Origin of the sequence: Nocardia halotolerans (assembly GCF_042650145.1) — a bacterium.
Taxonomy (GTDB): domain Bacteria; phylum Actinomycetota; class Actinomycetes; order Mycobacteriales; family Mycobacteriaceae; genus Nocardia; species Nocardia halotolerans.
Genome location: NZ_JBHSDL010000014.1, coordinates 46,794 through 70,409 on the forward strand (window position 1 = coordinate 46,794; position 23,616 = coordinate 70,409).

Sequence of the window (23,616 nt, forward strand, 5' to 3'; positions counted from 1 at the left end):
GTTACGCGGCGGCCGCCTCGAACCGCGACAGCGCGAGCAGGCGCGAGACCGCGCGCAGATACTTCTTGCGGTAGCCGCCCTCGAGCATTTCGGGCGAGAAGATCTCGTCGAGCTTGGCGCCCGAGACCGTCACCGGAATGCTGGCGTCGTAGAGGCGGTCGGCCAGCACCACGATGCGCAGGGCCACGGCCTGGTCGGTCACCGGGTGCACCCCGTCCACGAACACCGAGGTCACCCCGTTGATCAGCGCGCCGTACTTGGACGGATGCAGGGTGCTCAGGTGCGCCAGCAGCGCGTCGTAGTCGTCGAGGGTGGAACCAGGTGTGGCAGCGGCCCGTTCGGCCAGCAGTTCCGGTGAGGTGGGCGCGGGCGCGGGCGGCAGGTCACGGTGCCGGTAATCGGGGCCGTCGACGCGCACCGGCTCGAAGATGGAACCGAGCTTCTTGATCTCGCGCAGGAAATCCTGTGCGGCGAAACGCCCTTCACCGAGCTGACTGGGCAGGGTGTTCGAGGTGGCCGCGATGGAGACACCGGCGGCCGAGAGCTCGGTGAGCAGCCGCGAGACCATGGTGGTGTCGCCCGGATCGTCGAGTTCGAACTCGTCGATGCACAGCAGACTGTTGGCCGAGAGCCGCTCCACGGCGTTGACGAAGCCGAGGGCGCCGACCAGGTTGGTCAGCTCACCGAAAGTGCCGAACGACTTCGGCGCGGGCGCGCTGTGGAAGATCGAGGCGAGCAGGTGGGTCTTGCCCACACCGAAACCGCCGTCGAGATACAGCCCGGCGCCGGTGACGGCCTTCTTCTTGCCGAACAGGCCCTTCTTCGACCCGGCCTTGTGGATCTTGGCGACCTGACCGGCGAATTCCTCGGCCTTGGCGACCGCGGCCGCCTGGCTCGGCTCCTTCGGGTCGGGGATGTAGGAGGCGAAGCTGACCTCGTCGAACATGGGCGGAGGCACCATCTGCGCGACGAGTTGGTCGGCCGGGACCTCCGGATGGCGATCGACAAGGCGTTCTTGCATGGACAAATCGTACGGACGTGGTTGCATCGGTTCTTATGCAGCGTATCCACAATGTGACCCAGCTCGCAGACCTCGATGACGACGCACTGGCCAGGTGCTACGCCTACCCCCGGCACTTGGAACGGCCCTGGGTGCGGGCGAACTTCGTCAACAGTATCGACGGCGCCTACGCCCTCGACGGTGTGACGAAGGGGCTGGGTACCCCGGCCGACCACCGGGTGTTCGCCCTGCTGCGCGAACTGGCCGACGTGATCGTCGTCGGCGCGGGGACGGTGCGCACGGAGAACTACGGCGGCGCCCGCACCGACCTACAGCGCCGCCGTGCCCACTTCCAGCACGGTGTGGGCGGCCACCCCGACGGCACCGCCCCGCCGATCGCGGTCGTGACCGGAACCGCGCGCCTGGATCCGGCGGCGCGACTGTTCACCGACGCGCAGACCCCGCCGCTGATCATCACCACCGCCCAGGCGGCCCCGGACCAGGTGTGCGCGCTGGAGGACGTGGGCGCGCAGGTGGTCATCGCGGGCGAGGCGACGGTCATGCCCGCCGCCCTGCTGCGGGTGCTCACCGAACGCGGATTGCTGCGGGTGCTGTGCGAAGGCGGACCCCATCTGTTCGGGCAACTGGGCGAAGCGGACCTGGTCGACGAACTGTGCCTGACCACCGCCCCGATGCTGGTCGGCGGGTCCGGCGGCCGAATCTCGCTGTCGGCGAAACAATTCGGCACCCCGATGAGCCGCAAGCAGTTGCTGCTCGACGACGACGGCACCGTGCTGGCCCGGTGGGCCCGTCGATGAAACCCGGCGCCGAACCTGGCAGTGTGTAACCCATGCGCTGGACTCGGGCCGCGGCAACGGCCGCGACACTGTCGATCATGCTCGCGGGCTGTGGGGCCGGGCCGTCGGATCGGCCTGTCGTCGCCGTGGAGCGTCCCGGATCCGGCGGCGGGCAGACCACCGAGCCCGCGGCCGAACAACCGCCCGCCGCCGAGGTACCGGAAACGGACCTGGCCTGGCGTGACTGCACCGACACCACCCTGAGTTCGCTGGACTTCGGCGCGGCTCCCGAAGGGCTGGTGCTCGAATGCGCCGACTTCTCGACCCCGATCGACACGGCGGGCAACGTGCTGGGCACCTTCCGCGCGGGCGCGCTGCGCGCCCGGCTGCCGCAGACCCCCGTCGACGTGGCGCCGCTGGTCCTCACCTCCGGGTCGGACCGTTCGTCGACCTCGACGCTGGCCGGACTGGCCGTCGGCCCCAGCACGACACTGCTGGCCGCCCAGCCGATCGTGGCGGTGGACCGGCGTGGAATCGGTGCCTCCCAGCCGATCGACTGCATTCCCGCCCAGTTGCGCGCGGTGATGACCGACCTCGGCCAGACCGGGGTGGGCAGCGACGATCAGGTCGGCGCGGTGGCCGGTTTCAGCCAGGACGCCACCATCGCCTGCCGCGACTTCCTGCAGCCCTACGAGGGCACCTTCGACACCCCGCATGCCGCCGACGACATCGAGCAGCTACGCAAGCAGTGGCAGGTCGACAAGATCAACCTGCTCGGCACGGGCAACGGCGCCACGGTGGCGCTCAGCTACGCCCGCCGCTACGGCGATCATCTGGCCCGGCTGGTGCTCGACGCGCCGGAGCCGGTCGGCGCCGACGCCACCACCAGGGCCGAAGCCCGCCTCACCGGCGCCGAAGCCGCCCTGACCGCCTTCGCCCAGCGTTGCGCGGCCACCGGCTGCGCACTCGGCGACGACCCGCGCGCCGCGGTCACCGCGCTGATGAACAAGGCGAGTGCCGGCGAACTGGGCACGATCTCGGCCGCCGACCTGTCCACCGCGCTGCTCGGATTCCTGTCGAGCCCGCGCGGCGATCAGACGAGCCGGGTCACCGCGCTCGCCGATGTCCTCGCCGCCGCCGACCGCGGCGATCGCGGGCCACTCGAGGCGGCGGTGAAACGGGCCGCCGCGGCGATCAACTCCGACGGCGAATTCGTGAACCGGTGCACCGACAGCCAGCAACCACCGACCGCTGACCAGGCGCGCGAGCTGGTTCGGACCTGGGGAGACAAGTACCCCGTGTTCGGCCGCACCACGGCGATCGGGCTGATGGTCTGCTCGGCTTGGCCGGTCTCCACCCCCGCCCCGCTGCCCACCGAATTCGAGCTGCCCGTGCTGGTGTTCGCCGGTGCCGCCGACCCGGTCGTCGGCGGTGCCGCGCCCTCGGTCACCGGCGCGCTCGGTGCGGCCGGCGCCCGGCACGCGACGATGACCTGGCAGGGCTGGGGGCACCCGGTGACCGCCCACTCCGAGTGCGCGCAACAGGCCGTCAACGACTACCTCACCGGCGCGGAACTGCCCGCCGACGGCGGCGCCTGCCCTGCCTGACCGCCGCCACGGCACCCGGTTCGCGGCGCGTCCGGCGGGTCCGGCGACACCACCGCAACCCGATCCGGTGTACCGTGCCCCAGTGTTGTTCCGACAGCTCGAGCCCCGTACCGCCCGGACCACCGCGGATGTGATCAAGTTCGCACTGTGGCCGTTCGCGATCATGACCGTGCTGAACCGCGTGTTCATCAAGGCGATCAACGGCTTCATCACCGATGATTACCGCCCGGTCTACAACGCCTCGTTCGAGTTCCTCAACGGCCGGCCGGTGTACACGGCCAACTTCGATTCCGTCGACCCCCATTACCTGTATCCGCCCAGCGGCACCCTGATGATCGCGCCCGTCGCGATCATCGAATACGAACTGTCGCGCTGGTTGTTCATCGCGCTCAACGCGGCCGCAATCCTGCTGGCCTGGTACCTGCTGCTGCGGCTGTTCAAGTTCGGTATCGGCTCGATCGCCGCACCCGCGCTGCTGCTGGCCATGTTCTCCTCCGAGACCGTGATCAACACACTGGTGTTCACCAACGTCAACGGGTGCCTGCTGCTGGCGGAACTGCTGTTCATCCACCTGTTGCTGGCGCGCCGGGATCTCTGGGCCGGTGCCGCCCTGGGATTGAGCATCGCGGTGAAACCCACGCTGGCGCCGCTCCTACTGGTCGCGGCGGTACGCGGGCAGTGGAAGGTGTTCATCACCGCGTGTGGTGTGCCGGTGGCCCTCACCGCGATCGCCTGGCCGCTGTCGAAGGACCCCGAGAAGTTCTTCACCCACGTGATGCCCTACCTGGCGCAGACCCGCGACTACTTCAACAGTTCGGTCGGCGGCAACGGGCTCTACTACGGGTTGCCGCACTGGCTGATCCTGCTCACGCAGATCGTGATGGCCGGGGTGGTCGCGGCGTCGCTGTGGCTGCTGTGGCGCTACTACCGCCACGACGACCTGTTCTTCGTCACCACGTTCTCCGGGGTACTGCTCACCGCGTCGTTCCTGCTGCCCTCGCTGGGCCAGATGTACTACTCGATGATGCTGTTCCCGTTCCTGATGACGGTGGTGCTGCGCAATTCCGTACTGCGCAACTGGCCGGCGTGGCTGGCGATCTTCGGTTTCATGACCTACGACAAGTGGCTTTCGGATCGCTGGCAGAGCACCGGGCGCGCACTCGAGTACCTGCGGGTGACCTTCGGCTGGGGGCTGCTGCTGCTCGTGGTGTTCTGCGTGCTCGGCGACCGCTACCTGGCGGCCCGGCGCGCGGGCCGGCTCCAGTTCGGCCTCGACCCGGCCTGGATGGCCGACGCGCCGGACTCCCGCAACGGCAGCGACGCGGCCACCCCGGGGCGCGAGCCGGTCCGCGAGGACGACCCGGTGGCGCCGGAAGAACCGACCGCCGAGCGCGAACCCGCACTGAAGTAGCCACCGGCCGGTGCGTGCGCCGAGGATCACGGCACGCACCGGTCGAACGCATTACCGTGGAGTGATGAGTTCCGAATCCTCGTTGCCAACGCCGCGCATCCAGCTCACGCCGCAACAGTGGAAGACGAAACTGGATCCGCAGGAATACGCGGTGCTACGCGAAGCCGCCACCGAGCGCCCCTTCGTCGGCGAGTACACCGACACCAAAACCGAAGGCGTCTACACCTGCCGCGCCTGCGATGCCGAACTGTTCCGCAGCACCGAAAAATTCGACTCGCACTGCGGATGGCCGTCGTTCTTCGACCCCGCCGATTCCGACGCGGTGATCCTGCGATCCGACGACACCCTCGGCATGCGCCGGGTGGAGGTGCTGTGCGCCAACTGCCACAGCCACCTCGGCCACGTCTTCGAGGGCGAGGGCTACCCCACCCCCACCGACCAGCGCTACTGCATCAATTCGATCGCGCTGCGTCTACAGCCGAGCACCGACTGACACGCGAAAGGCCCGGTCATCGTGACCGAGCCTTTCGCGTTGCCGTCGACTACGGCAGTGCGGTGACCAGCTGCTCGACCTCGACCCGGGGGCCGGTGAAGAACGGGACCTCTTCGCGCACGTGCAGGCGAGCTTCGGTAGCGCGCAGGTCACGCATCAGGTCGACGATGCGGTGCAGTTCGGGGGCCTCGAAGGCCAGGATCCACTCGTAGTCGCCCAGCGCCATCGAGGTCACCGTGTTGGCCCGCACGTCCGCGTAGCCACGGGCGGCCTTGCCGTGGTCGGCGAGCATCTTGCGGCGCTCGTCGTCGGGCAGCAAGTACCACTCGTAGGACCGCACGAACGGGTACACGCAGATGTAGTCGCCCGGGTCCTCACCGGCCACGAAGGCCGGGATGTGACTCTTGTTGAACTCCGCCGGGCGGTGCACCGCCACGTTGCTCCACACCGGAGTGCTGGCCCTGCCCAGTTCGGTGGTGCGCCGGAAATCGGCGTAGGCGGCCTGCAGATCCTCCACCCGCTCGGCATGGGTCCACACCATGAAATCGGCGTCGGCCCGCAGCCCGGCCACGTCGTAGATTCCGCGCACCACCACGCCCTTGTCGGCGAGACCGTCGAAGAACGCCTGCGCCTCCTTGATCGCCGCGGCCCGGTCCGCACCGAGCACGCCGGGCTGAACCTGGAACACCGAGAACATCAGGTAGCGAATGGTGGAGTTGAGGGCCTGGTAGTCGAGTCGCGCCATGGATCCATGGTGCCACTGCGCGCTTTCCGCCCACCGCTGGGGCTCACTCCACAGCCGGTCTGCGCGCCCGCCACGGCGAGGTTTCGTCATCGCCGAAAACCGAGGTCACCGTTGACACCTCGTCGCCGTGGAGTTCGACCGCGCCGAGATCGGGGTCGAGGATCAGGGTCCGCGCACGAGGGGTCTGCTCACCGGGGATGTCCACAGCAGGCCATCATGCAAGACAGCTATCACCGGTGTCCACTGACACGCCGCGCATGCCGGACGGCAGGCACGCAAGAGCTCTGCCTCCACCGTCGATCGGAGCGAGATGCTGCCGCCCGCTCGACGGTCGAGGCGCAGGCTCTCGCCGGCTGCCATGGATACACGCGGGGTCCTTGCCCGCGGGCTGTCAGTACGGGAGGACGAGGGCGATGCGTTCGGCCGCGGCGGTGCCGGAGGCCACGCAGGCGGGGACGCCGACACCGTGCAGGTAGGCGCCGGCGAGGGCGAGGCCCTCGAGGTCGGCGACGGCGGCTTCCATGGTGGCGATCCGGTCGGCGTGGCCGGGGGCGTATTGGGGAAGACCGCCCGGCCAGCGTTGGACGACGGTGGCCAGTGGGGTGATCGGGATTCCGGTGACGGTGGCCAGGTCATCGGCCGCCGTGGTGACGAGCTCGTCGTCGGTCCACGACAGGGACTTCTCGTCGCCGAAGCGGCCGAATGAGGCACGGACCAAGGCGACGTCGCGTTCGGCCAGATGCGGCCACTTGCGGCTCGACAGGGTGAAGGCCTTGGCTCCCAAGGGTTCTCCGGTGGCGACGAGGATGCCGGAATTGTCCGGGAGCTCGGTGTCGCGGGGCAGTGCCATGGCGACCAGCGCCGAGGACGACAGTTCGATGCCCGCGGCGGCCCGCGCTGCTTCGGGAGCCACATAGTGCAGGAGCCGGGCGGTGACGGGTGCGGGAGTCGCGAGGACCACCGCGTCGACGGCGCCGAGCGGGTCGACGACCCAGCCGCCGGAACCGCGGGCCAGCCGGGTGGCGGCCAGTGCGGTGACCAACCGTGGCCGCGCCGCCTCGGTCAGCGCGGTGAGCAGCGCTGCGTAGCCGTCGCGCAGCCCGCCGAAAACCGGGGCGGAGCTGGGGGCAGGCAGTACCCGGCGGACAGCGTCGGTGAGGCTCGGCGCACCGTCGTCGAGGGCCGCGGCGAGAGCGGGCAGTGCGGCGCGGACGCCGATGGACGCGCTGATCCCGGCATACACACCACCCAGCAGCGGATCGACGCTGCGCTCGACCACCTGCGTACCGAACCGATCCGCGACCAGGGTCCGCACATCGATATCGCCGCCGGGGCGCCACTGCAGCGGGCGTTCGGGCTCCGTCGCGACCTGGTGGACGCCTGCGTCGTCGATGAGACCGCGCAGGGACTCGGCATCCGACGGGATGCCCATCAGCGTGCGCCCGGGCAGTGGATGGGCCGCACCCCGCGCCCACACCAGCGGGCGTTTCCCGGCCGGCCGCACCAGCTGGTCGTCGAGGCCGAGCTCGTGCATCAGGTCCAGCACCTCGGGCCGGCGCCCGACGAACGCCTCGGCGCCGAGATCCACCGGCCCGCCGCCCAACTCACCGGTGTGCAGCACTCCACCGGTGCGCGCGCTCTGCTCGAGCACGACGATGTCGACGCGCTCACCGAGCCGCTGCCGCAAACGATAGGCCGCGACGAGCCCGCTGACTCCGCCGCCGATAACCGCGATCCGCATGCTTCGACCGTAGCCGGGGGGGTGCGTCGCGGTACGGGCCGGACCGGATCGGTGTCGGCCCGGCCACGCGGCGGTGGACGTCGTGCGCGTGGTCCACCGGGGTCTGTGGCGACCAGTTCAGCCGCGCGCGGGTGACCGGCGCGGACTGCGTCTCCGGGCACAGCGGCGGTTGCACCGCCCTGGTCGCCCCACGGGCGCCCTACAGCGAGTGCACCAGCTCCACCAGCTCGGTCAGCACGCCGGGGTCGGTATCCGGCAGTACCCCGTGGCCCAGGTTGAAGATGTGGCCGGAGGCGCCGAGGGTGATCGCCTCGTCGGCTTCCCGCACGATGCGCCGAGTCTGGGTCTCGACGGCGTCGAATCCGGCGAACAGGATCGCGGGGTCCAGGTTGCCCTGCAAGCTCTTCCCGGCGCCCACGCGCCGCGCGGCGTCGGTGAGCGGCACCCGCCAGTCCACCCCGACCACGTCGGCGCCGGCTTCGCCCATGGCGCCGAGCAGCTCACCGGTGCCCACGCCGAAGTGGATGCGCGGCACTCCGGCCGAGGCCACCTCGGCGAAGACGCGCTCCGAATGCGGCAGGACGAACTCGCGGTAGTCCGCGAGCGAGAGCGCACCGGCCCACGAATCGAACAGTTGCACCGCGTCGACTCCGGCGGCGAGCTGGGCCTGCAGGAAGGCGATGGTGATGTCGGTGAGCGTGCCGAGCAGGGTGTGCCAGGTTTTCGGGTCGGCGTACATCATCGCCTTGGTGCGCTCGTGCTGCTTGCTCGGTCCGCCCTCCACCAGGTAGGACGCCAAAGTGAACGGGGCGCCGGCGAAACCGATCAGCGGGGTGTCGCCGAGTGCGGCGGTGAGCAGTCGCACGCCTTCGGTGACGGCGCCGACCTCCTCCGGCCGCAGGTGCGGCAGAGCGCGCACATCGGCTTCGGTGCGCACGGGCGAGGCGATGACCGGGCCCACACCGGGCACGATGTCGAGGTCGATGCCGGCGGCCTTGAGCGGAACAACGATGTCGGAGAACAGGATCGCGGCGTCCACCCCGTGCCTGCGCACCGGCTGCAAGGTGATCTCACACACCAGCTCCGGATCGAAGCACGACTCGAGCATGCCGATGCCCTTGCGCAACTCCCGGTACTCCGGCAGCGACCGACCGGCCTGACGCATGAACCAGACCGGGCGCCTGCTGGGTGTCGCGCCGGTGGCGGCGGCCAGGAAGGGGGCATCGGTCAACCGGCGGCGGGTGTAGGTGCTCACCGCTGCCATCCTAGGCGGCGAGGAGCACGGAACTGCCCCCACATCCGGGGTAGGTTGCGCCACATTCGGCCGGGCACGCCCGCTGCGGGCCAGAGCGAGTTCGCCGCCAGGTCCGGCCGAACGCCGTGGATCGGGCGGGGCAAGGACATCCGCTCGCTCCCCGCCTGAGGTTCGAGTTGCCTGCACACCAGGCGCATCGTCAACGCGGGTACGCCCCTGTCTGTCGCATAGTGTGCATCACACCGGCGCCCAGAATGCGCCCTCCGCAACGCGGCCCTGGCACCGCAGATGTTGGCGGCGCGCCTCCGCACGGGCCGCACACCCACCGTCTACGGTTCTCCTCGTGACACCGCTCGACATCCGCGACGGCGCCGCACCGACCGGGGGAACGCCCCGCGAGCCTGCTTCTTTCCGGGCGGCGGTCGATGCGATGGGCACCGCAACAGTGCACCCCCGAATCGAGTTGGCGCCTATCCGTCCCCCGCAACGGTTGGCGCCGTTCTCCTATGCGCTAGGAGCGGAGGTCATCCACCCGGACACCCCGGTGGTACCCACCGACTCCGAGGGCGACGCGTTCGGCAGGCTGATCCTGCTCCACGACCCGGACGGCGACGAGGCCTGGAACGGTGTGTTCCGGCTCGTCGCCTACATCCAGGCCGACATCGACGCCGCCCTCGCCGCCGACCCGCTGCTCCCGGAGGTGGCGTGGAGCTGGCTGGTCGACTCGCTCGAGTCGCGCGGCGAGCCGTTCACCGCCCTGGGCGGCACGGTCACCGCCACCAGTTCGGTCCGCTACGGCGACATCGCCGGTCCCCCGCGCGCCCACCAACTGGAGCTACGCGCCTCCTGGACGGCGATGAACACCGAGATGCGCAGACACGTGGAAGCCTTCTGCGAGGTGCTGGCGTTCGCCGCCGGTCTCCCCCCTGCCGGAATCACCCATTTACGCCCGGAGTCCTATACCCACACCGATCGGCCCTGATCGCCACGTAGAGTTCAGGTTTATGTCGGTCGCCGAGGAACCCACCGCCGCCGAGCCTCTGCTCGCTCCCGCCGAGGGTGTTCCCCCCGTGCTGGCCACCGCCGCCGAGGTCGCCGCGGCGGCCGAGGCCATCGCCGCGGGCACCGGCCCGCTGGCCGTCGACGCCGAACGCGCCTCCGGTTTCCGCTACTCCGCACGCGCCTACCTGATCCAGTTGCGTCGTGAAGGCGCGGGCACCTTCCTCGTCGACCCGATCCCGATCACCGACGCGCTGGGTCCGCTGGCCGCGGCGATCAACGACCTCGAATGGGTGCTGCACTCCGCCGACCAGGATCTGCCCGGCCTAGCCGACCTCGGCCTGCGGCCCGCCCGCCTGTTCGACACCGAACTGGGCGGGCGCCTCGCCGGCTACGAGCGTGTCGGCCTGGCCGCGATGGTGGAAAACCTGCTGGGCCGCTCGCTGCGCAAAGGACACGGGGCCGCCGACTGGTCGACCCGACCGCTGCCCGCCGAGTGGCTCAACTACGCCGCCCTCGATGTGGAGCTGCTGCTGGAACTGCGCGACACCGTCGCCGCCGACCTGGCCGAGCAGGACAAAATGGCCTGGGCGGCCGAAGAATTCGAACACGTCCGCACCATGGACCCGCCCGCCCCGAAGGTCGACCGCTGGCGGCGCACCTCCGGTATCCACAATCTGCGCCGCGCCCGCCAGCTCGCGATCGTGCGGGAACTGTGGATCACCCGTGACGATCTCGCCCGCGCCCGCGACGTGGCCCCTTCCCGCATCCTGCCCGACTCGGCCATCGTCGCCGCCGCCACCGGCGAACCACGCACCGTCGCGCAACTGCGCACCATGCCCGTCTTCGGTGGTCCCCGCCAGCGCCGCTATTCCCGCGACTGGCTCGCCGCCGTGGAACGCGCCCGCACCCTCCCCGACACCGATCTGCCCCCGCTGACCCTCCCGTTCGACGGTCCGCCGCCGGTCAACCGCTGGGAACGCCGAGACCCGGTCGCCGCCGCCCGCCTCACCACCGCCCGCAGCGCCATGGGTGAGCTCTCCACCGAGTACGCCATTCCGGTGGAAAACCTGCTCTCCCCCGATCTGGTGCGCCGGTTGTGCTGGGACGGGCTCCCTGATTACAAAAACGTCGGCACCCCCGAAGAACTCGGTGCGGCGATCGAGGCATTCCTGCGCGCAGGCGGTGCCCGGCCTTGGCAACGCGCCCTCGCCGTACCGGTGCTGACCGAAGCGCTGACGCCCCACGAGCAATAGCCGCTGGTCCGCCCACACTCGTCAGCTCTCAGCCACACGCGAGCAGCGCAGTGGCAACGAGTGAAAAGGGTTCGACGGCCGTATCCGGCGGGGATAGCGTGTGTCTTCGACTCGCCGCCACCGAAAGGGACCGTTGTGCTGGAAGACGCGATTGCCGCCAATCGGGCCAATTGGGACGACCGGGCCGAGGTGCATGTACGGTCGCGCATGTACGACGTGGCGGCTTTCCTGGGTGACCCGGGCATGATCTCCTCGGTGGTGCGCAACGATCTCGCCGTGCTCACGCCGCACCTGCCGTATACCGGAATCGAGGGGCGGTCGCTGCTGCATCTGCAGTGTCATATCGGCCTCGACACCGTGTCATGGGCGCGGTTGGGGGCCGTGGATGTGCACGGGGTGGATCTGTCGCCCAATTCGCTGCGGCACGCGGCGCGGATCGGACGAGACGACGGTCGTGAGATCACCTGGGTGGAGGCGGACGCGAGGTTCGCCTCAGCGCTGATCGAACGGCGGTTCGACACCGTGGTGACCAGCGCGGGGACCATTGTCTGGTTACCGGAACTCACCGCGTGGGCACGGTCGGTCCACGACCTGCTGGAGCCGGGCGGGGTGTTCGCGATCCGCGACGACCACCCGATCCTCGGAGCGATGCAGTTCCAGCCGTGGGAAATCGCCGACGACTACCTCGGCGGTGGTGGCGTGCGCACCTACTCGGATTCGGGTACCTACACCGAGAATTCGGACGGGCGGATCACCCACACCACCAATCACGAGTGGCGCCACGACCTGGGTGAAGTCGTCGCGGCGCTGCTGGGCGCCGGGCTCATGATCGAGGCGGTGGTGGAGCTGCCGTACATGGATTGGCCGGCGTTTCCCGATCTCGTGGCGTGCGAACAAGGTTGGACACTACCCGCCGGGAAACCGCGGATCCCGTTGAACTTCGCGGTCGTCGCGCGGCGACCGGCCCGCTGAGAACCCGGTCTTCAGCGAGCCTGCAACCAACCACCGATGCGCTGGGCGATGGCGTCGGCGGTGAGGCCGAGATCCTCGAGGATCTCGTTGCGGGAGGCGTGGTCCAGGAACTGTTGGGGCACACCGAGATCACGGGCGGGGACGTCGAGGCCGGCGTCACGCAGCCGCGCGGAGACGGTGGAGCCGATGCCGCCGTGCAGGCCGCCGTCTTCGACGGTGACGACCAGCCGGTAGTTCTCGGCCAGTTTCACCAGGGCGTCGGAGACCGGCAGCACCCAGCGAGGGTCCACGACGGTGACCGAAATGCCCTGGTGCGCCAGGAGTTCGGCGGCCTGTAGCGCGGTACCCGCGAACGGGCCGACCGCAACGAGCAGCACGTCACCGTGCTGAGACTGCGCCGATCCGGCGCCGGGGATGGCCAGGCGCAGCACATCGACGCCGTCGAGGCGCTCGACGGCGGTGATGTCCTCGGCCACACTGCCTTTCGGGAACCGCAGCACGGTGGGGCCGTCGGTGACGGCGAGAGCTTCGGTGAGTTCCTCGCGCAGGGTGGCGCCGTCGCGGGGGGCGGCGACACGGATGCCGGGGACGACACCCAGCAGCGAGAAGTCCCACATGCCGTTGTGGCTGGCACCGTCGGGGCCGGTGATGCCCGCGCGGTCGAGCACCACGGTCACCGGCTGCTTCAGCAGTGCCACGTCCATCAGCAACTGGTCGAAGGCGCGGTTGAGGAAGGTGGCATAGATCGCGACGACCGGGTGCATGCCGCCCAGGGCCAGCCCGGCCGCCGAGGCCATCGCGTGCTGCTCGGCGATGCCGACGTCGAACATGCGGTCGGGGAAGCGTGCACCGAACGGGGCCAGGCCGGTGGGGCCGGGCATGGCGGCGGTGATGGCGACGATGTCGTCGCGCCGGGCCGCGTGCTCGATGAGTTCCTCGGAGAACACCGCGGTCCAGCCCTTGGCCTTCTTCCCGGCCAGCGGGCGGCCGGTGAGCGGGTCGATCGGCTCGCAGGCGTGCATCTGATCGGCGACGTGGTTCTCCGCGTGCTCGTAACCGTTGCCCTTGCGGGTGACCACGTGCACGACCACCGGGCCGCCGAATTCCTTGGCCCGCCGCATCGCCGCCTCGAGCGCGACCAGATCGTGGCCGTCGACGGGGCCGACGTACTTCATGCCCAGATCGGAGAACAGCTCCTGCGGGCTCACCGCGTCCTTGATCCCGGCTTTGAGCGCGTGGACCATCGAGTACGCCGACTCCCCCACGGCGGGAATGCTTTTGAGGATGCGCTTGCCCGCGTCGAGGGCGTGCTCGTAGGCGGGCTGGGTGCGCAGCGCGGTGAGCCGGTCGGCCAGCCCACCGATGGTGGGGGCGTAGGAGCGGCCGTTGTCGTTGACCACGACCACCACCGGCCGATCGGGAGCGCCCGCGATGTTGTTGAGCGCCTCCCAGCACATGCCACCGGTGAGCGCGCCGTCGCCGACCACGGCCACCACGGTGCGGTCCTGCTCGGTGAGCGCGAACGCCTTGGCCAGACCGTCGGCGTAGGACAGCGAGGCCGAGGCGTGCGAGGACTCGACCCAGTCGTGCTCGCTCTCGGCGCGGCTCGGGTAGCCCGACAGGCCGTCGCGGCTGCGCAGCGAATCGAACAGACCCTTGCGGCCGGTGAGGATCTTGTGGACATAGGCCTGGTGGCCGGTGTCGAAGATCAACGGGTCGACCGGCGAATCGAAGATCCGGTGCAGGGCGATGGTCAGCTCGACCACACCCAGATTGGGACCGAGATGGCCTCCGGTGGCGGCAACCTTCTGCACCAGGAACTCGCGGATCTCGTCCGCCAGTTCGCGCAGTTGCGGCACGCTCAGCCGGCGCAGATCCTCGGGTGAATCCACCCGCGACAGCACTCCCACCTGAACTCGCTCCCTCCGGACTGTTGTGTGATCCGCCCAGTGTATTTGGCCGCGCCGACAGCTCAGGCTCGCGGCCCCTTCTCCGTCCGTGATCGCGATCACGGAGCACCCGTCGACGGTAGCCTGTGACCAGCGCGCACGTTCGACCAGCCACACCGGTGAGCGGATGACAGCCCGCCCAGCCGGCTTCACCGGCTGTGAGGACTATCTCTCCCGCGCGCCCCGCACGAGCAGGCCGGCAACTCCCCTTACAGTGACGCTGTGGCCGAACCCGACCGTGTTGCGATCGAACCCGGGGTGGTGCTCGGCATGCTCGAGGACGTGTACGCGGCCTGCCGCGACGACTTGTCCGGGACACCGGCCGACTACATCCCCGAGCTGGCCGCGGTGGCGCCGGACGCGTTCGGGCTGTGCCTGGCCACCGCCGACGGGCTGGTCTACCGGGTGGGCGACACCGAGACCGGCTTCACCATCCAGTCGATCTCCAAACCGTTCACCTACGCGCTCGCCCTGGCCGACCGCGGCGTCGACGGGGTGGCCGCGCACATCGACGTGGAACCCTCGGGCGAGCCGTTCAACGAGATCAGCCTGGAACCGCAGACCCAGCGACCGAGCAACCCGATGATCAACTCCGGGGCGATCACCGCGGCCTCGCTCGTCTCGGGCCGGGACGCGGCCGACAAGTTCGAGCGGGTCCGGCGTTGCTACTCCCGCTTCGCCGGGCGCGAATTGCGGATGAACGAGGCGGTGTACGAGTCCGAGGCGCGCACGGGGTACCGCAACCGAGCCATCGGTTACATGTTGCGCTCGGTGAACGTGATCGACGACGATCCCGACGACGCCGTGGACCGGTACTTCCGGCAGTGCTCGATCGAGACCACCTGCGCCGACCTGGCGGTGATGGCGGCGACCCTGGCCGACAACGGGGTCAATCCCACGACCAGGGAGCGCGCGCTGTCGACCTCGCTGACCGAGCGGGTGCTCAGTGTGATGACCACCTGCGGTATGTACAACGCGGCGGGTGACTGGGTGACCACGGTCGGCCTGCCCGCCAAGAGCGGAGTCGGCGGCGGGATCATCGCCGTGCTGCCCGGCCAGCTCGGGATCTCGGTGTACTCCCCGCGCCTGGACGCCCAGGGCAACAGCGTCCGCGGGGTCGCGGCCTGCCGGGAGCTGTCACGGCGGCTCGAGCTGCACTTCTGTCACGTGACCCGGTCGGCGCGCACAGCCATCCGGGCCGACTACACGGTGGCCCAGCTGCCGTCGCGACTGCGCCGTTCCCCCGAGGACGCGGCGGTGCTGTCCGCGCACGGTGAGCGCGCCCGGATCTACGAACTGCACGGTGATCTGCTCTTCGCCGGTGCCGAACGCACGGTCCGCGCGATCGAGGGCAGAGCGGGCGAGCTCGAGGCGCTGGTGATCGATCTGCGCCGGGTCGGCGAGGTGAGCGCGGTGGCCCGCGGCATGCTCGACACGTTGCAGGCCGATCTGGTGGCCGCGGGCTGCCGGGTGGCACTGGTGGACCCCGATGCCCGGCTCGGGCACGAGGTGTCGAGTCTGGATCCGCGCGATCCGCGCGGGCGGGTGTTCATCGATCGCGACACCGCCACCGAATGGTGTGAGGACATCGTGCTGGAAAAGCACCGGCCGCCCGGCGTACAGGCCGCCCACTCGATGGGCCTGGACGAGCATCCGATGCTGGCCGGTCTCGTCGCCGCCGACCGAGCCCGTCTCACCCCCGACTTCGTGCTGCGCACCCTGGCCAGGGGCGAGGTGATCGCCGAGCACGGCGACCCGCGCTCGGGCCTGTATCTGATCCTCGACGGCCGGGTGCGGGTGACCTTTCCGGGCACCGACGGGCGCGTGCACCGGCTGGTGACGCTCACGGCCGGAATGTCGTTCGGTGAGATCCCGATGCTGATCGGCGAACCGGTCGTGAACGCGGTCGTCGCCGAGACGCAGGTGCGGGTGGCGGTGCTGGTGCCCGCGGTGTTCGACGCGCTCACCGACGCGCATCCCAAACTGAAACTCGCGCTGCTGCAACGACTGGCGGCGGGTGCGTACGCGCAGATGGAGGCCACCGTGCGCACCATCTCGGCCAACGCGGGCAACTACTGACCGTGGCCCGGAACCTCGCCCACGCGCGAGTCGTTGGGTAGCGCAGGACCCTTCGACCGGCAGGAGCACCGCGATGAACGAGAAATCCGGGCAGGCGAGCACCACCACGTTCGGGCGGGGCACGGTGCGTGCGGTGCCCGACCTGATCCGGGTCACCTTGTCGGTGGAGTCACGTGCGCGCACGGTGGCCGCGGCGTACGGACGCGCGGGTGAGCGGGTGAGCAGGGTCGTGGCCGCCCTGCGGGCCGCCGGGGTGCGCGACGCCGACCTGGCGACCAGCGGGTTGAGTGTGCGCACCGAAACCGTCTACACCGACAAGGGGCGCAACGAGATCGCCGGGTATCTGGCGAGCACCGGGCTGAGTATCGCCCTGCGCGAGGACACCGGCACCGATCCCGCCGAGACCGTCGCCGCCGCGGTGACCGCCGGCGGCGACGACGTGCGCCTGGGCGGGCTGACCCGCGCGGTGGCCGACCCGGAACCGCTGCTCGCCCGGGCCCGCGACGCCGCCTTCGACGACGCGCTGGCCAAGGCCCGGCAGTACGCGGCCCGCGCCGGGGTCCGGCTGGGCGCGGTCCTGCAGATCACCGAGGACACCGCGCCGCCGCCACGCGCCTATGACATCAGCGCGGACTCCGGCAACGCGCCGATGCTGATGGCGCGCGGCAGTTCCCCCGTACCGGTGGTGCCCGGCGAGACCGAGGTCGGCGCGAGCGTACGGGTCACGTGGGCACTCGAGTGAGCTCGCCCGCACACGCTTTCCTGCCGCGGTGGCGCGCAGCGGTTCCGGCGGGACCGAAGTCGGCGCCGGAACCGCAGGGTGGCGTGTGCTCCTCGAGTCAGCACACCCGTACACGCTCGCCGGCCCCGACGCCGCGCTGAGTCGGGGACGGCGAGGACGATCGCGTCAGCGGTCGAGCAACGCCACGCATTCGACGTGGTGCGTGGCGGGGAAAGCGTCGAAGGCGCGCAGCTCGGCCAGGTGATAGCCGGCATCGAGGTAGAGACCGAGGTCGCGGGCGAAGGCCGCCGGATCGCAACCGATGTGCACGATCCGGCGTGGGTCGGCATCGGTGACCGCGGCGACGACGTCTTTACCCGCACCGGCCCGCGGCGGATCCAGGACCACCACGTCCGGCGTCGTCGTCGCCTCGCGTGCCCACCGTTCGACTCGCTCGGCGCGCAACTGCACCCACGGCAGGTCACGCAGGGCGACAGCACCGTCGGCGACGGCCGGGCGCGCGGATTCGACGCCGGTGACCGCCCCCGTCTGCCCGGTCTGCTCCCCCAGCCGGGCGGCGAACACGCCGACACCGCTGTAGAGATCCCAGCCCGAACCGCCGGGTGCCAGCCCGGACCAGTCGGCGATCAGATCCGAATAGCATTGCGCCGCTCCGTGATGCGCCTGCCAGAAGCCGGTGGCCGCGAGCTCCCAGCGGCGGCCCGCCACATATTCGACGACGCGACCGGTACCGGCCATCACCCATTCCTCGCGGGGCGCGTTGGTCGCGGATTTACGCGAGGCCGCTCGGTCGCGCACCACGCCACGCTCGTCGCCGACCGGTCTGCCTGATTCGCGATGCCGCGCCGGACGCTGCCCACGGCCGCGAGCGGCCCCCCGCGGAGTCGACGGACGGGCACCGGATCGCTCGGCCACCGCCGCGGGGGCCAGTTCCACGATGTGGCGCACGCCGTCACCGTCGAGGGCCACGACCAGGTCGGCGCCGGGGGTCCACAACCGGTCGGCGACCCCGTCGAGAGCACCGGCCACCGGTTGCGGGCAACGCAGGTCGGCGATCACCTCGTCGCTGCGGTAGCGGTGCACACCGGCGCGACCGGCGCCGTCGACGACCAGGCGCACGCGGGTACGCCAGCCGCCGGTGACATCGTCGGGGTCGCCGGCGATCGGCTCGACGGTGATCTCGCGCTCCACCCCGGCCAGCCTGCGCAACTGCTCGGCCACCACGGTCGCCTTGAGCGCGCGTTGCGCGGCGGGCGTGGCGAAGGAGAAATCACAGCAGCCCGCGCCGCCGGGACCCGAGACCGGACAGGTCGCGGGCACCCGGTCCGGTGAGGGCTCGATGATCTCGACCGCGTCGGCACGGCAGAACGACTTGCCCCGGTCCTCGGTGACCCGAGCCAGCACCAGCTCACCGGGCAGCCCGTGGCGCACGAACACGACCCGGCCCTCGTGGCGGCCCACGCAGAAGCCACCGTGCCCCGGCGCCCCGAGACGCACCTCGAATTCCTGTCCGCGCCAATCACTCACAGCCACACCCACTTCCCTTGTCGACCGGCACGCCGCTCAGCGACGACCCGGCCGTTCGAAACCGCGACGCACCGAGCCCGGCGCGTTACCTTCGGCTGCTTGCCTGGCCCGGGTGGAGGACGACAGCTGCCACGGCACGCTCGTCACCATCACACCGGGTTCGAACAACAACCGGCCCTTCAACCGCAGCGCCGACTGGTTGTGCAGCACCTGCTCCCACCAGTGGCCCACCACGTATTCGGGGATGAACACGGTGACCACGTCACGCGGGGCGTTCTTGCGTACCCGCTGCACGTAGTCGAGCACCGGCTTGGTGACCTCGCGATACGGCGACTCCACCACCTTGAGCGGCACGTTGATCTCGCTGTTCTCCCACTCGCGCACCAGACTGCGGGTGTCGGCGTCGTCGACGTTGACCGTGATCGCCTCGAGGGTGTCGGGCCGGGTCGCCCGGGCGTAGGCCAGGGCCCGCTTGGTGGGCAGGTGCAGCTTGGAGACCAGCACGATGGAGTGGGTGCGACTGGGCAACACCCCGTCCCACTCGGATTCGCCTAGTTCACGCGAGACCGAATCGTAATGGCGCCGAATCAGTTTCATCACCGCGAAGATCGCCACCATCGTGATGATCGCGATGTAGGCACCGGCGAAGAACTTGGTGGCCAGCACGATCACCAGCACGGTGCCGGTCGCGGTGAGACCGATCGCGTTGATCACCCGCGAGCGCTGCATCTTCACGCGCACACCCGGGTCTGTCTCGCCGCGCAGCAAGCGCGTCCAGTGCCGCAGCATGCCGGTCTGGCTCAGCACGAACGAGACGAACACACCCACGATGTAGAGCTGGATGAGCTTGGTCACCTCGGCGCCGAAGAACACCACGAACGCGATCGCCGCACCCGAGAGGAACAGGATGCCGTTGGAGAAGGCCAGCCGGTCACCGCGGGTGTGCAGCTGCCGGGGCAGGTACCGGTCCTGGGCCAGGATCGAACCGAGCACCGGGAATCCATTGAACGCGGTGTTGGCGGCCAGCACCAGGATCAGCGCGGTGACGGCGGTGATGAAGAAGAAACCGATCGGGAAACCCTGGAAGACGGTTTCGGCGATCTGGGCGATCAACGTCTTCTGGTGATAGTCCTCGGGCGCCCCGACCAGGTTCGACGTGTCGTGGGCGTACACGACACCGATCTTCTGGGCCAGCATGATGATGCCCATCAGCAAGATGATCGCGATCGTGCCCAGCATCAGCAACGTCGTGGCCGCGTTGCGCGACTTGGGTTTACGGAACGCGGGCACCCCGTTGCTGATGGCCTCGACACCGGTCAGCGCCGCACAACCGGAGGAGAAGGCGCGCGCGACCAGGAAGGCGAAGGCCAGCCCGTAGAGCTGCTCGTCCTCGGCGACCAGGCCGAAGCCGGCCGAATCCGCCCGGATGTCGTCGCCGAGCACATAGGACCGGAACAGGCCCCACCCCAGCATCACGAACATGCCGAAGACGAACGCGTAGGTCGGGATGGCGAACGCCTTGCCCGACTCGCGCACACCACGCAGGTTGATCGCGGTGAGCACCGCGATGGCCACCACGGCGAACAGCACCTTGTGCGTGGCGACGAACGGGATGGCCGAACCGATGTTGGACGCGGCCGCGGAGATCGACACCGCCACCGTGAGCACATAGTCGACGAGCAACGCGCTGCCCACCGTGAGCCCGGCGTTGGGGCCGATGTTCTTGGTCGCGACCTCGTAGTCACCACCGCCGGACGGGTAGGCGCGCACGTTCTGCCGGTAGCTGGCCACGACCACAGCCATCACCAGCGCGACCGCCAGCCCCACCCACGGCGCGTACAGGTAGGCCGAGATACCGGCCGCCGACAGCACCAGGAAGATCTCCTCCGGTGCGTAGGCCACCGATGACATCGCGTCGGAGGCGAACACCGGCAGGGCGATTCGTTTGGACAACAAGGTATGGCCGAGCGAATCGCTGCGGAACGGCCTGCCCAGCAGCATCCGTTTGGCCGCCGTCGTCAACTTGGACACCGGGCTGAGCATAGAGGAGTTCATCGGTGTGCTCGCGCACACGTGGTCCCCGTCTGAGCGGGAGTGTCATGATTGTTTGCACCGCCTCGCGCGGGGGAAAATGGCCTGTGGAAGCATCCGGCGGGTACGGTCCGAGCCGGAAGGCACGGGTTGGCCAGGAACGAGGGTGTGCACGGTGTACGTAGTGATCATGGGGTGCGGGCGCGTCGGTTCGTCGCTGGCACGCGCCCTGACCCGGGTGGGTCACGAGGTCACGGTGATCGACCGTGACCCCACCGCGTTCCGCCGCCTGGGCGAGGGCTTCACCGGCCGGGAAGTGATCGGCGTCGGTTTCGACCGGGATGTGCTGACCCGCGCGGGCATCGAGCGCGCCGACGCGTTCGCCGCGGTGTCCTCCGGTGACAACTCCAACATCATCTCGGCCCGGGTGGCCAGGGAGATGTTCGGGGTGGAGCGGGTGGTCGCCCGGATCTACGACGCCAAGCGCGCCGAGGTCTACGAGCGTCTGGGCATCCCCACCATCGCCACCGTGCCGTGGACCACCGACCGGTTCCTGCGCACCCTGATCGGCGACAACTCGACCACCACGTGGCGCGAACCGACGGGCGCGGTGGCGATCACCCAGCTCACCCTGCACGAGGACTGGTCCGGGCGCACGGTGCGCGACCTGGAACGCGAGCTGTCGGTGCGGGTCGCGTTCATCCTGCGCTTCGGTCAGGGACTGCTGCCCGAGTCCAAGACCATCGTGCAGGCCGACGACGTGGTCTACGTCGCCGCCAAGTCCGGCAGTGTCGGTGAGGTCGTCGCACTGGCGACCAAGGCCCCCGTGAGCGAGGACTGAACAACATGAAGGTGGCCATCGCCGGAGCGGGCGCGGTCGGGCGCTCGATCGCCAGGGAGTTGCTGCGCGGCGGGCATCGGGTGATGCTGCTCGAACGCCAGCTCGACCACATCGACCCCGCCGCCATCCCCGACGCGGTCTGGGTACACGCCGACGCCTGTGAACTGTCGCTGCTCGAGAACGCCGACCTCGAGACGTACGAGGTGGTGATCGCGGCCACCGGTGACGACAAGACCAACCTGGTGCACAGCCTGCTGGCCAAGACCGAATTCGGGGTGCGCCGGGTGGTGGCGCGGGTCAACGATCCGCGCAACGAGTGGCTGTTCGACGAGTCGTGGGGTGTCGACGTGGCGGTGTCGACGCCGCGTCTGCTGGCCTCACTGGTCGAAGAAGCGGTGTCGGTGGGTGATCTGGTGCGGTTGATGACGCTGCGGCAGGGACAGGCCAATCTGGTCGAGATCACCCTGCCCGCCGATACCCGGCTGGCGGGCAAACCGGTCCGCACCCTGGTCATGCCACGCGACACCGCGCTGGTGACGATCCTGCGCGGGGGCCGGGTGATCGTGCCCCAGCCCGACGACCCGTTCGAGGGCGAGGACGAACTGCTGTTCGTCACCTCCGTGGAAGCCGAGGAAGACCTGCGTCTCACCCTGGCCACCCACGGCATCCGGCCCTAGCCACTCAGGTGTCGCGCAACCGTTCACGCAGCTTGTTGAGCGCCCGGTGCTGCATCACCCGCACCACGCCGGGGCTGGTGCCGATGGCTTCGGCGGTCTGCGCGGCGCTCCAGCCGAGCACGATCCGCATCACCAGCACCTCGCGATGGGTGGGGCTGAGCACCCGCATCAGTTCCATGGTGGCGGCGCGGTGCTCGGCGGCCAGCGTCCATTCCTCCGGTCCCGGCGCGGCGCTGGCGAGCTCGGGCATGTCGGCCATCGGATAGGCGGTGTGCCTGCGGCGGCGGAACGCGTCGGAGACCTTGTTGGCGGCGATGCCGTAGACGAAGGCCAGAAACGATTTGCCCTGATCTCGGTAGCGCGGGATGGCACCCACGGTGGCGATCAGCACTTCCTGGGTCACGTCGTCCGCGGTGACGGTCAGGTGGCCGGTGGCGCCCATGCGCGCCGCGCAGTAGCGGCGCACCAGCGGGTGCACCAGGCGCACGATCTCGCTGACGGCGTCACGGTCGCCCTGTACGGCCGGGCCGATCAGCGCGTCGAGTTCGGCGCCGATGCGCTTGCTCTCCGACGGCACGGCAGCAGCCGGGGAGGTCGCGGTGGGGCACTGCTCGGTAGCCATCATCGTCGCCGGTCCTCTCACGATCACCGCAATTCGGTATGCATTGATCGTGCGACGAACTCGGGGTCACCACCAGACACCCCAGGGTGAGTACTCGCCCACCTCCGCGAGGAGGGATAGCACCCTCAGACTGTGGCGGAACCCGTTCCGGCAGCGGACTTGTCGGACTTGCCGATGGGCAGGTGGCCGGCGCGGCGCACCGCCCACACGGTGACAACCAGCGCCACCGCGGTCAGCGGCCAGCCCATCGCGATACGGGCCACAGCCAGCCAGGTGGTGTGGTCGGTGTCGTAGAGCTGCGACTGCACCAGGTAGCGGGCGCCGAACACGACCACCCACACGACGGTGGCCAGGTCGTAGAGCTTGCGGATACGCGGGTCGGAGCGCCAGGCCCGGCCGTGCCCGTTGAGCGCACCCCAGATCACCCCGACCAGGGGCCGGCGGAACAGGATCGACAGCGCGAATACACCCGCGTAGACGAGGCTGGTGTAGATCCCGAACAGGAAGAACCCCTTGGCCTCACCCACCCGGTGCGCGATGAGCGCGCACAGGCCCACGCCGAAGAAGCCGGAGATGGCCGGCTGCACCGGGTCGCGCTGCACGATCCGCCACACCAGCACCGCGCCGGCGACACCGAGGGCGGCCCAGATGGCCGCGGTCAGCCCGGCGAAGGTGTTCACCGGGACGAACACCAGCACCGGCAGGGTGGAGTAGATCAGGCCGCTGATCCCGCCGAGTTGCTCGAGCAGGGTTTGCTCGGCCTTCTCGACTTCCTGGTCGACCGCCGGGTCCACCGGCTCTTCGGTGACCACGGGCAGCGCCACGGTGGCTTCGGGATCCGCGGTGCGGCGGTACTCGTCGCTGGAGGTCAT

Annotated in this window: 21 protein-coding genes; 11 read left to right on the forward strand and 10 right to left on the reverse strand. The window is 69.8% G+C overall.

What is annotated here, in order from left to right; translation table 11 throughout:
- Position 1: 1 nt before the first annotated feature.
- The gene (gene zapE, locus ACFO5K_RS10830) at positions 2-1,021 is read right to left on the reverse strand and encodes a cell division protein ZapE (RefSeq protein WP_378559901.1); all 1,020 of its coding nucleotides are present in this window, start codon (positions 1,019-1,021) and stop codon (positions 2-4) included.
- A gap of 35 nt (positions 1,022-1,056) precedes the next feature.
- Between zapE and ACFO5K_RS10835 the strand changes: the two genes are divergently transcribed.
- From ACFO5K_RS10835 to msrB, 4 genes are all read left to right on the forward strand, one after another.
- A complete protein-coding gene (locus ACFO5K_RS10835; RefSeq protein WP_378559903.1) occupies positions 1,057-1,818 on the forward strand; it encodes a pyrimidine reductase family protein in 762 nt (253 codons plus the stop codon).
- A 32-nt stretch (positions 1,819-1,850) separates the two neighbouring features.
- Positions 1,851-3,404 carry an alpha/beta hydrolase gene (locus tag ACFO5K_RS10840; protein ID WP_378559905.1) on the forward strand — a complete coding sequence of 518 codons (1,554 nt, stop codon included), beginning with the start codon at positions 1,851-1,853 and terminating at the stop codon, positions 3,402-3,404.
- An 82-nt stretch (positions 3,405-3,486) separates the two neighbouring features.
- A complete protein-coding gene (locus tag ACFO5K_RS10845; protein WP_378559908.1) occupies positions 3,487-4,815 on the forward strand; it encodes a glycosyltransferase family 87 protein in 1,329 nt (442 codons plus the stop codon).
- 64 nt (positions 4,816-4,879) lie between these two features.
- Complete coding sequence (gene msrB, locus ACFO5K_RS10850; protein WP_378559911.1) at positions 4,880-5,308, forward strand: peptide-methionine (R)-S-oxide reductase MsrB; 429 nt, start codon at positions 4,880-4,882, stop codon at positions 5,306-5,308.
- Between the two features lie 49 nt (positions 5,309-5,357).
- Here msrB and hemQ read toward each other — a convergent pair whose 3' ends face one another.
- From hemQ to hemE, 4 genes are all read right to left on the reverse strand, one after another.
- The gene (gene hemQ / locus ACFO5K_RS10855; protein ID WP_378559914.1) at positions 5,358-6,053 is read right to left on the reverse strand and encodes a hydrogen peroxide-dependent heme synthase; all 696 of its coding nucleotides are present in this window, start codon (positions 6,051-6,053) and stop codon (positions 5,358-5,360) included.
- Positions 6,054-6,096: 43 nt separating this feature from the next.
- Positions 6,097-6,258 (reverse strand): hypothetical protein, encoded by a 162-nt coding sequence (locus tag ACFO5K_RS10860; protein WP_378559917.1) that lies wholly within the window; start codon positions 6,256-6,258, stop codon positions 6,097-6,099.
- 186 nt (positions 6,259-6,444) lie between these two features.
- Positions 6,445-7,794 carry a protoporphyrinogen oxidase gene (locus ACFO5K_RS10865; protein WP_378559920.1) on the reverse strand — a complete coding sequence of 450 codons (1,350 nt, stop codon included), beginning with the start codon at positions 7,792-7,794 and terminating at the stop codon, positions 6,445-6,447.
- A 199-nt stretch (positions 7,795-7,993) separates the two neighbouring features.
- Positions 7,994-9,058, reverse strand: a complete 1,065-nt coding sequence (gene hemE, locus ACFO5K_RS10870) for a uroporphyrinogen decarboxylase (RefSeq protein WP_378559923.1) — start codon at positions 9,056-9,058, stop codon at positions 7,994-7,996.
- 421 nt (positions 9,059-9,479) lie between these two features.
- On the opposite strand from hemE, the gene ACFO5K_RS10875 reads away from it, so the two are divergent.
- The 3 genes from ACFO5K_RS10875 to ACFO5K_RS10885 all read left to right on the forward strand — a co-directional run bounded on the left by ACFO5K_RS10875 (position 9,480) and on the right by ACFO5K_RS10885 (position 12,276).
- Positions 9,480-10,031: a DUF3000 domain-containing protein gene (locus ACFO5K_RS10875; RefSeq protein ID WP_378563675.1), complete on the forward strand. Its 552-nt coding sequence runs from the start codon at positions 9,480-9,482 to the stop codon at positions 10,029-10,031.
- Between the two features lie 22 nt (positions 10,032-10,053).
- Positions 10,054-11,304 (forward strand): HRDC domain-containing protein, encoded by a 1,251-nt coding sequence (locus ACFO5K_RS10880; protein WP_378559926.1) that lies wholly within the window; start codon positions 10,054-10,056, stop codon positions 11,302-11,304.
- 135 nt (positions 11,305-11,439) lie between these two features.
- Positions 11,440-12,276: a class I SAM-dependent methyltransferase gene (locus tag ACFO5K_RS10885; RefSeq protein WP_378559929.1), complete on the forward strand. Its 837-nt coding sequence runs from the start codon at positions 11,440-11,442 to the stop codon at positions 12,274-12,276.
- A gap of 11 nt (positions 12,277-12,287) precedes the next feature.
- Here the strand turns inward: ACFO5K_RS10885 and dxs are convergent, their stop codons facing one another.
- The gene (dxs, locus tag ACFO5K_RS10890) at positions 12,288-14,186 is read right to left on the reverse strand and encodes a 1-deoxy-D-xylulose-5-phosphate synthase (protein ID WP_378559932.1); all 1,899 of its coding nucleotides are present in this window, start codon (positions 14,184-14,186) and stop codon (positions 12,288-12,290) included.
- Positions 14,187-14,495: 309 nt separating this feature from the next.
- Between dxs and glsA the strand changes: the two genes are divergently transcribed.
- Entirely contained in the window at positions 14,496-16,304 is a 1,809-nt protein-coding gene (glsA, locus tag ACFO5K_RS10895) for a glutaminase A (protein WP_378563678.1), read from the forward strand.
- A gap of 73 nt (positions 16,305-16,377) precedes the next feature.
- Positions 16,378-17,046: an SIMPL domain-containing protein gene (locus tag ACFO5K_RS10900; protein ID WP_378559935.1), complete on the forward strand. Its 669-nt coding sequence runs from the start codon at positions 16,378-16,380 to the stop codon at positions 17,044-17,046.
- A gap of 165 nt (positions 17,047-17,211) precedes the next feature.
- Here ACFO5K_RS10900 and ACFO5K_RS10905 read toward each other — a convergent pair whose 3' ends face one another.
- Both ACFO5K_RS10905 and ACFO5K_RS10910 read right to left on the reverse strand, forming a co-directional pair.
- Complete coding sequence (locus tag ACFO5K_RS10905; RefSeq protein WP_378563681.1) at positions 17,212-18,573, reverse strand: class I SAM-dependent RNA methyltransferase; 1,362 nt, start codon at positions 18,571-18,573, stop codon at positions 17,212-17,214.
- 36 nt (positions 18,574-18,609) lie between these two features.
- On the reverse strand, positions 18,610-20,604 hold the full coding sequence (locus tag ACFO5K_RS10910) for an APC family permease (RefSeq protein WP_378559938.1): 1,995 nt from the start codon (positions 20,602-20,604) through the stop codon (positions 18,610-18,612).
- Positions 20,605-20,779: 175 nt separating this feature from the next.
- Between ACFO5K_RS10910 and ACFO5K_RS10915 the strand changes: the two genes are divergently transcribed.
- Positions 20,780-21,445, forward strand: a complete 666-nt coding sequence (locus ACFO5K_RS10915; RefSeq protein ID WP_378559941.1) for a potassium channel family protein — start codon at positions 20,780-20,782, stop codon at positions 21,443-21,445.
- Between the two features lie 5 nt (positions 21,446-21,450).
- Positions 21,451-22,122 carry a potassium channel family protein gene (locus ACFO5K_RS10920; protein WP_378559944.1) on the forward strand — a complete coding sequence of 224 codons (672 nt, stop codon included), beginning with the start codon at positions 21,451-21,453 and terminating at the stop codon, positions 22,120-22,122.
- Between the two features lie 4 nt (positions 22,123-22,126).
- Here the strand turns inward: ACFO5K_RS10920 and shbA are convergent, their stop codons facing one another.
- Positions 22,127-22,744: an RNA polymerase sigma factor ShbA gene (shbA, locus tag ACFO5K_RS10925; protein WP_378559947.1), complete on the reverse strand. Its 618-nt coding sequence runs from the start codon at positions 22,742-22,744 to the stop codon at positions 22,127-22,129.
- A 125-nt stretch (positions 22,745-22,869) separates the two neighbouring features.
- Positions 22,870-23,616: a DUF3159 domain-containing protein gene (locus tag ACFO5K_RS10930; RefSeq protein WP_378559950.1), complete on the reverse strand. Its 747-nt coding sequence runs from the start codon at positions 23,614-23,616 to the stop codon at positions 22,870-22,872.

What these genes read in the sequence shown, in the direction of transcription:
- hemE (WP_378559923.1), bottom strand. Translation starts at nt 9,058, where the DNA reads ATGGCAGCGGTGAGCACCTACACCCGCCGCCGGTTGACCGATGCCCCC.
- zapE (WP_378559901.1), bottom strand. Translation starts at nt 1,021, where the DNA reads ATGCAAGAACGCCTTGTCGATCGCCATCCGGAGGTCCCGGCCGACCAA.
- hemQ (WP_378559914.1), bottom strand. Translation starts at nt 6,053, where the DNA reads ATGGCGCGACTCGACTACCAGGCCCTCAACTCCACCATTCGCTACCTG.
- ACFO5K_RS10880 (WP_378559926.1), top strand. Translation starts at nt 10,054, where the DNA reads ATGTCGGTCGCCGAGGAACCCACCGCCGCCGAGCCTCTGCTCGCTCCC.
- glsA (WP_378563678.1), top strand. Translation starts at nt 14,496, where the DNA reads ATGCTCGAGGACGTGTACGCGGCCTGCCGCGACGACTTGTCCGGGACA.
- ACFO5K_RS10835 (WP_378559903.1), top strand. Translation starts at nt 1,057, where the DNA reads ATGCAGCGTATCCACAATGTGACCCAGCTCGCAGACCTCGATGACGAC.
- msrB (WP_378559911.1), top strand. Translation starts at nt 4,880, where the DNA reads ATGAGTTCCGAATCCTCGTTGCCAACGCCGCGCATCCAGCTCACGCCG.
- shbA (WP_378559947.1), bottom strand. Translation starts at nt 22,744, where the DNA reads ATGGCTACCGAGCAGTGCCCCACCGCGACCTCCCCGGCTGCTGCCGTG.
- ACFO5K_RS10900 (WP_378559935.1), top strand. Translation starts at nt 16,378, where the DNA reads ATGAACGAGAAATCCGGGCAGGCGAGCACCACCACGTTCGGGCGGGGC.
- ACFO5K_RS10920 (WP_378559944.1), top strand. Translation starts at nt 21,451, where the DNA reads ATGAAGGTGGCCATCGCCGGAGCGGGCGCGGTCGGGCGCTCGATCGCC.
- ACFO5K_RS10865 (WP_378559920.1), bottom strand. Translation starts at nt 7,794, where the DNA reads ATGCGGATCGCGGTTATCGGCGGCGGAGTCAGCGGGCTCGTCGCGGCC.
- ACFO5K_RS10840 (WP_378559905.1), top strand. Translation starts at nt 1,851, where the DNA reads ATGCGCTGGACTCGGGCCGCGGCAACGGCCGCGACACTGTCGATCATG.
- ACFO5K_RS10875 (WP_378563675.1), top strand. Translation starts at nt 9,480, where the DNA reads ATGGGCACCGCAACAGTGCACCCCCGAATCGAGTTGGCGCCTATCCGT.
- ACFO5K_RS10930 (WP_378559950.1), bottom strand. Translation starts at nt 23,616, where the DNA reads ATGACCTCCAGCGACGAGTACCGCCGCACCGCGGATCCCGAAGCCACC.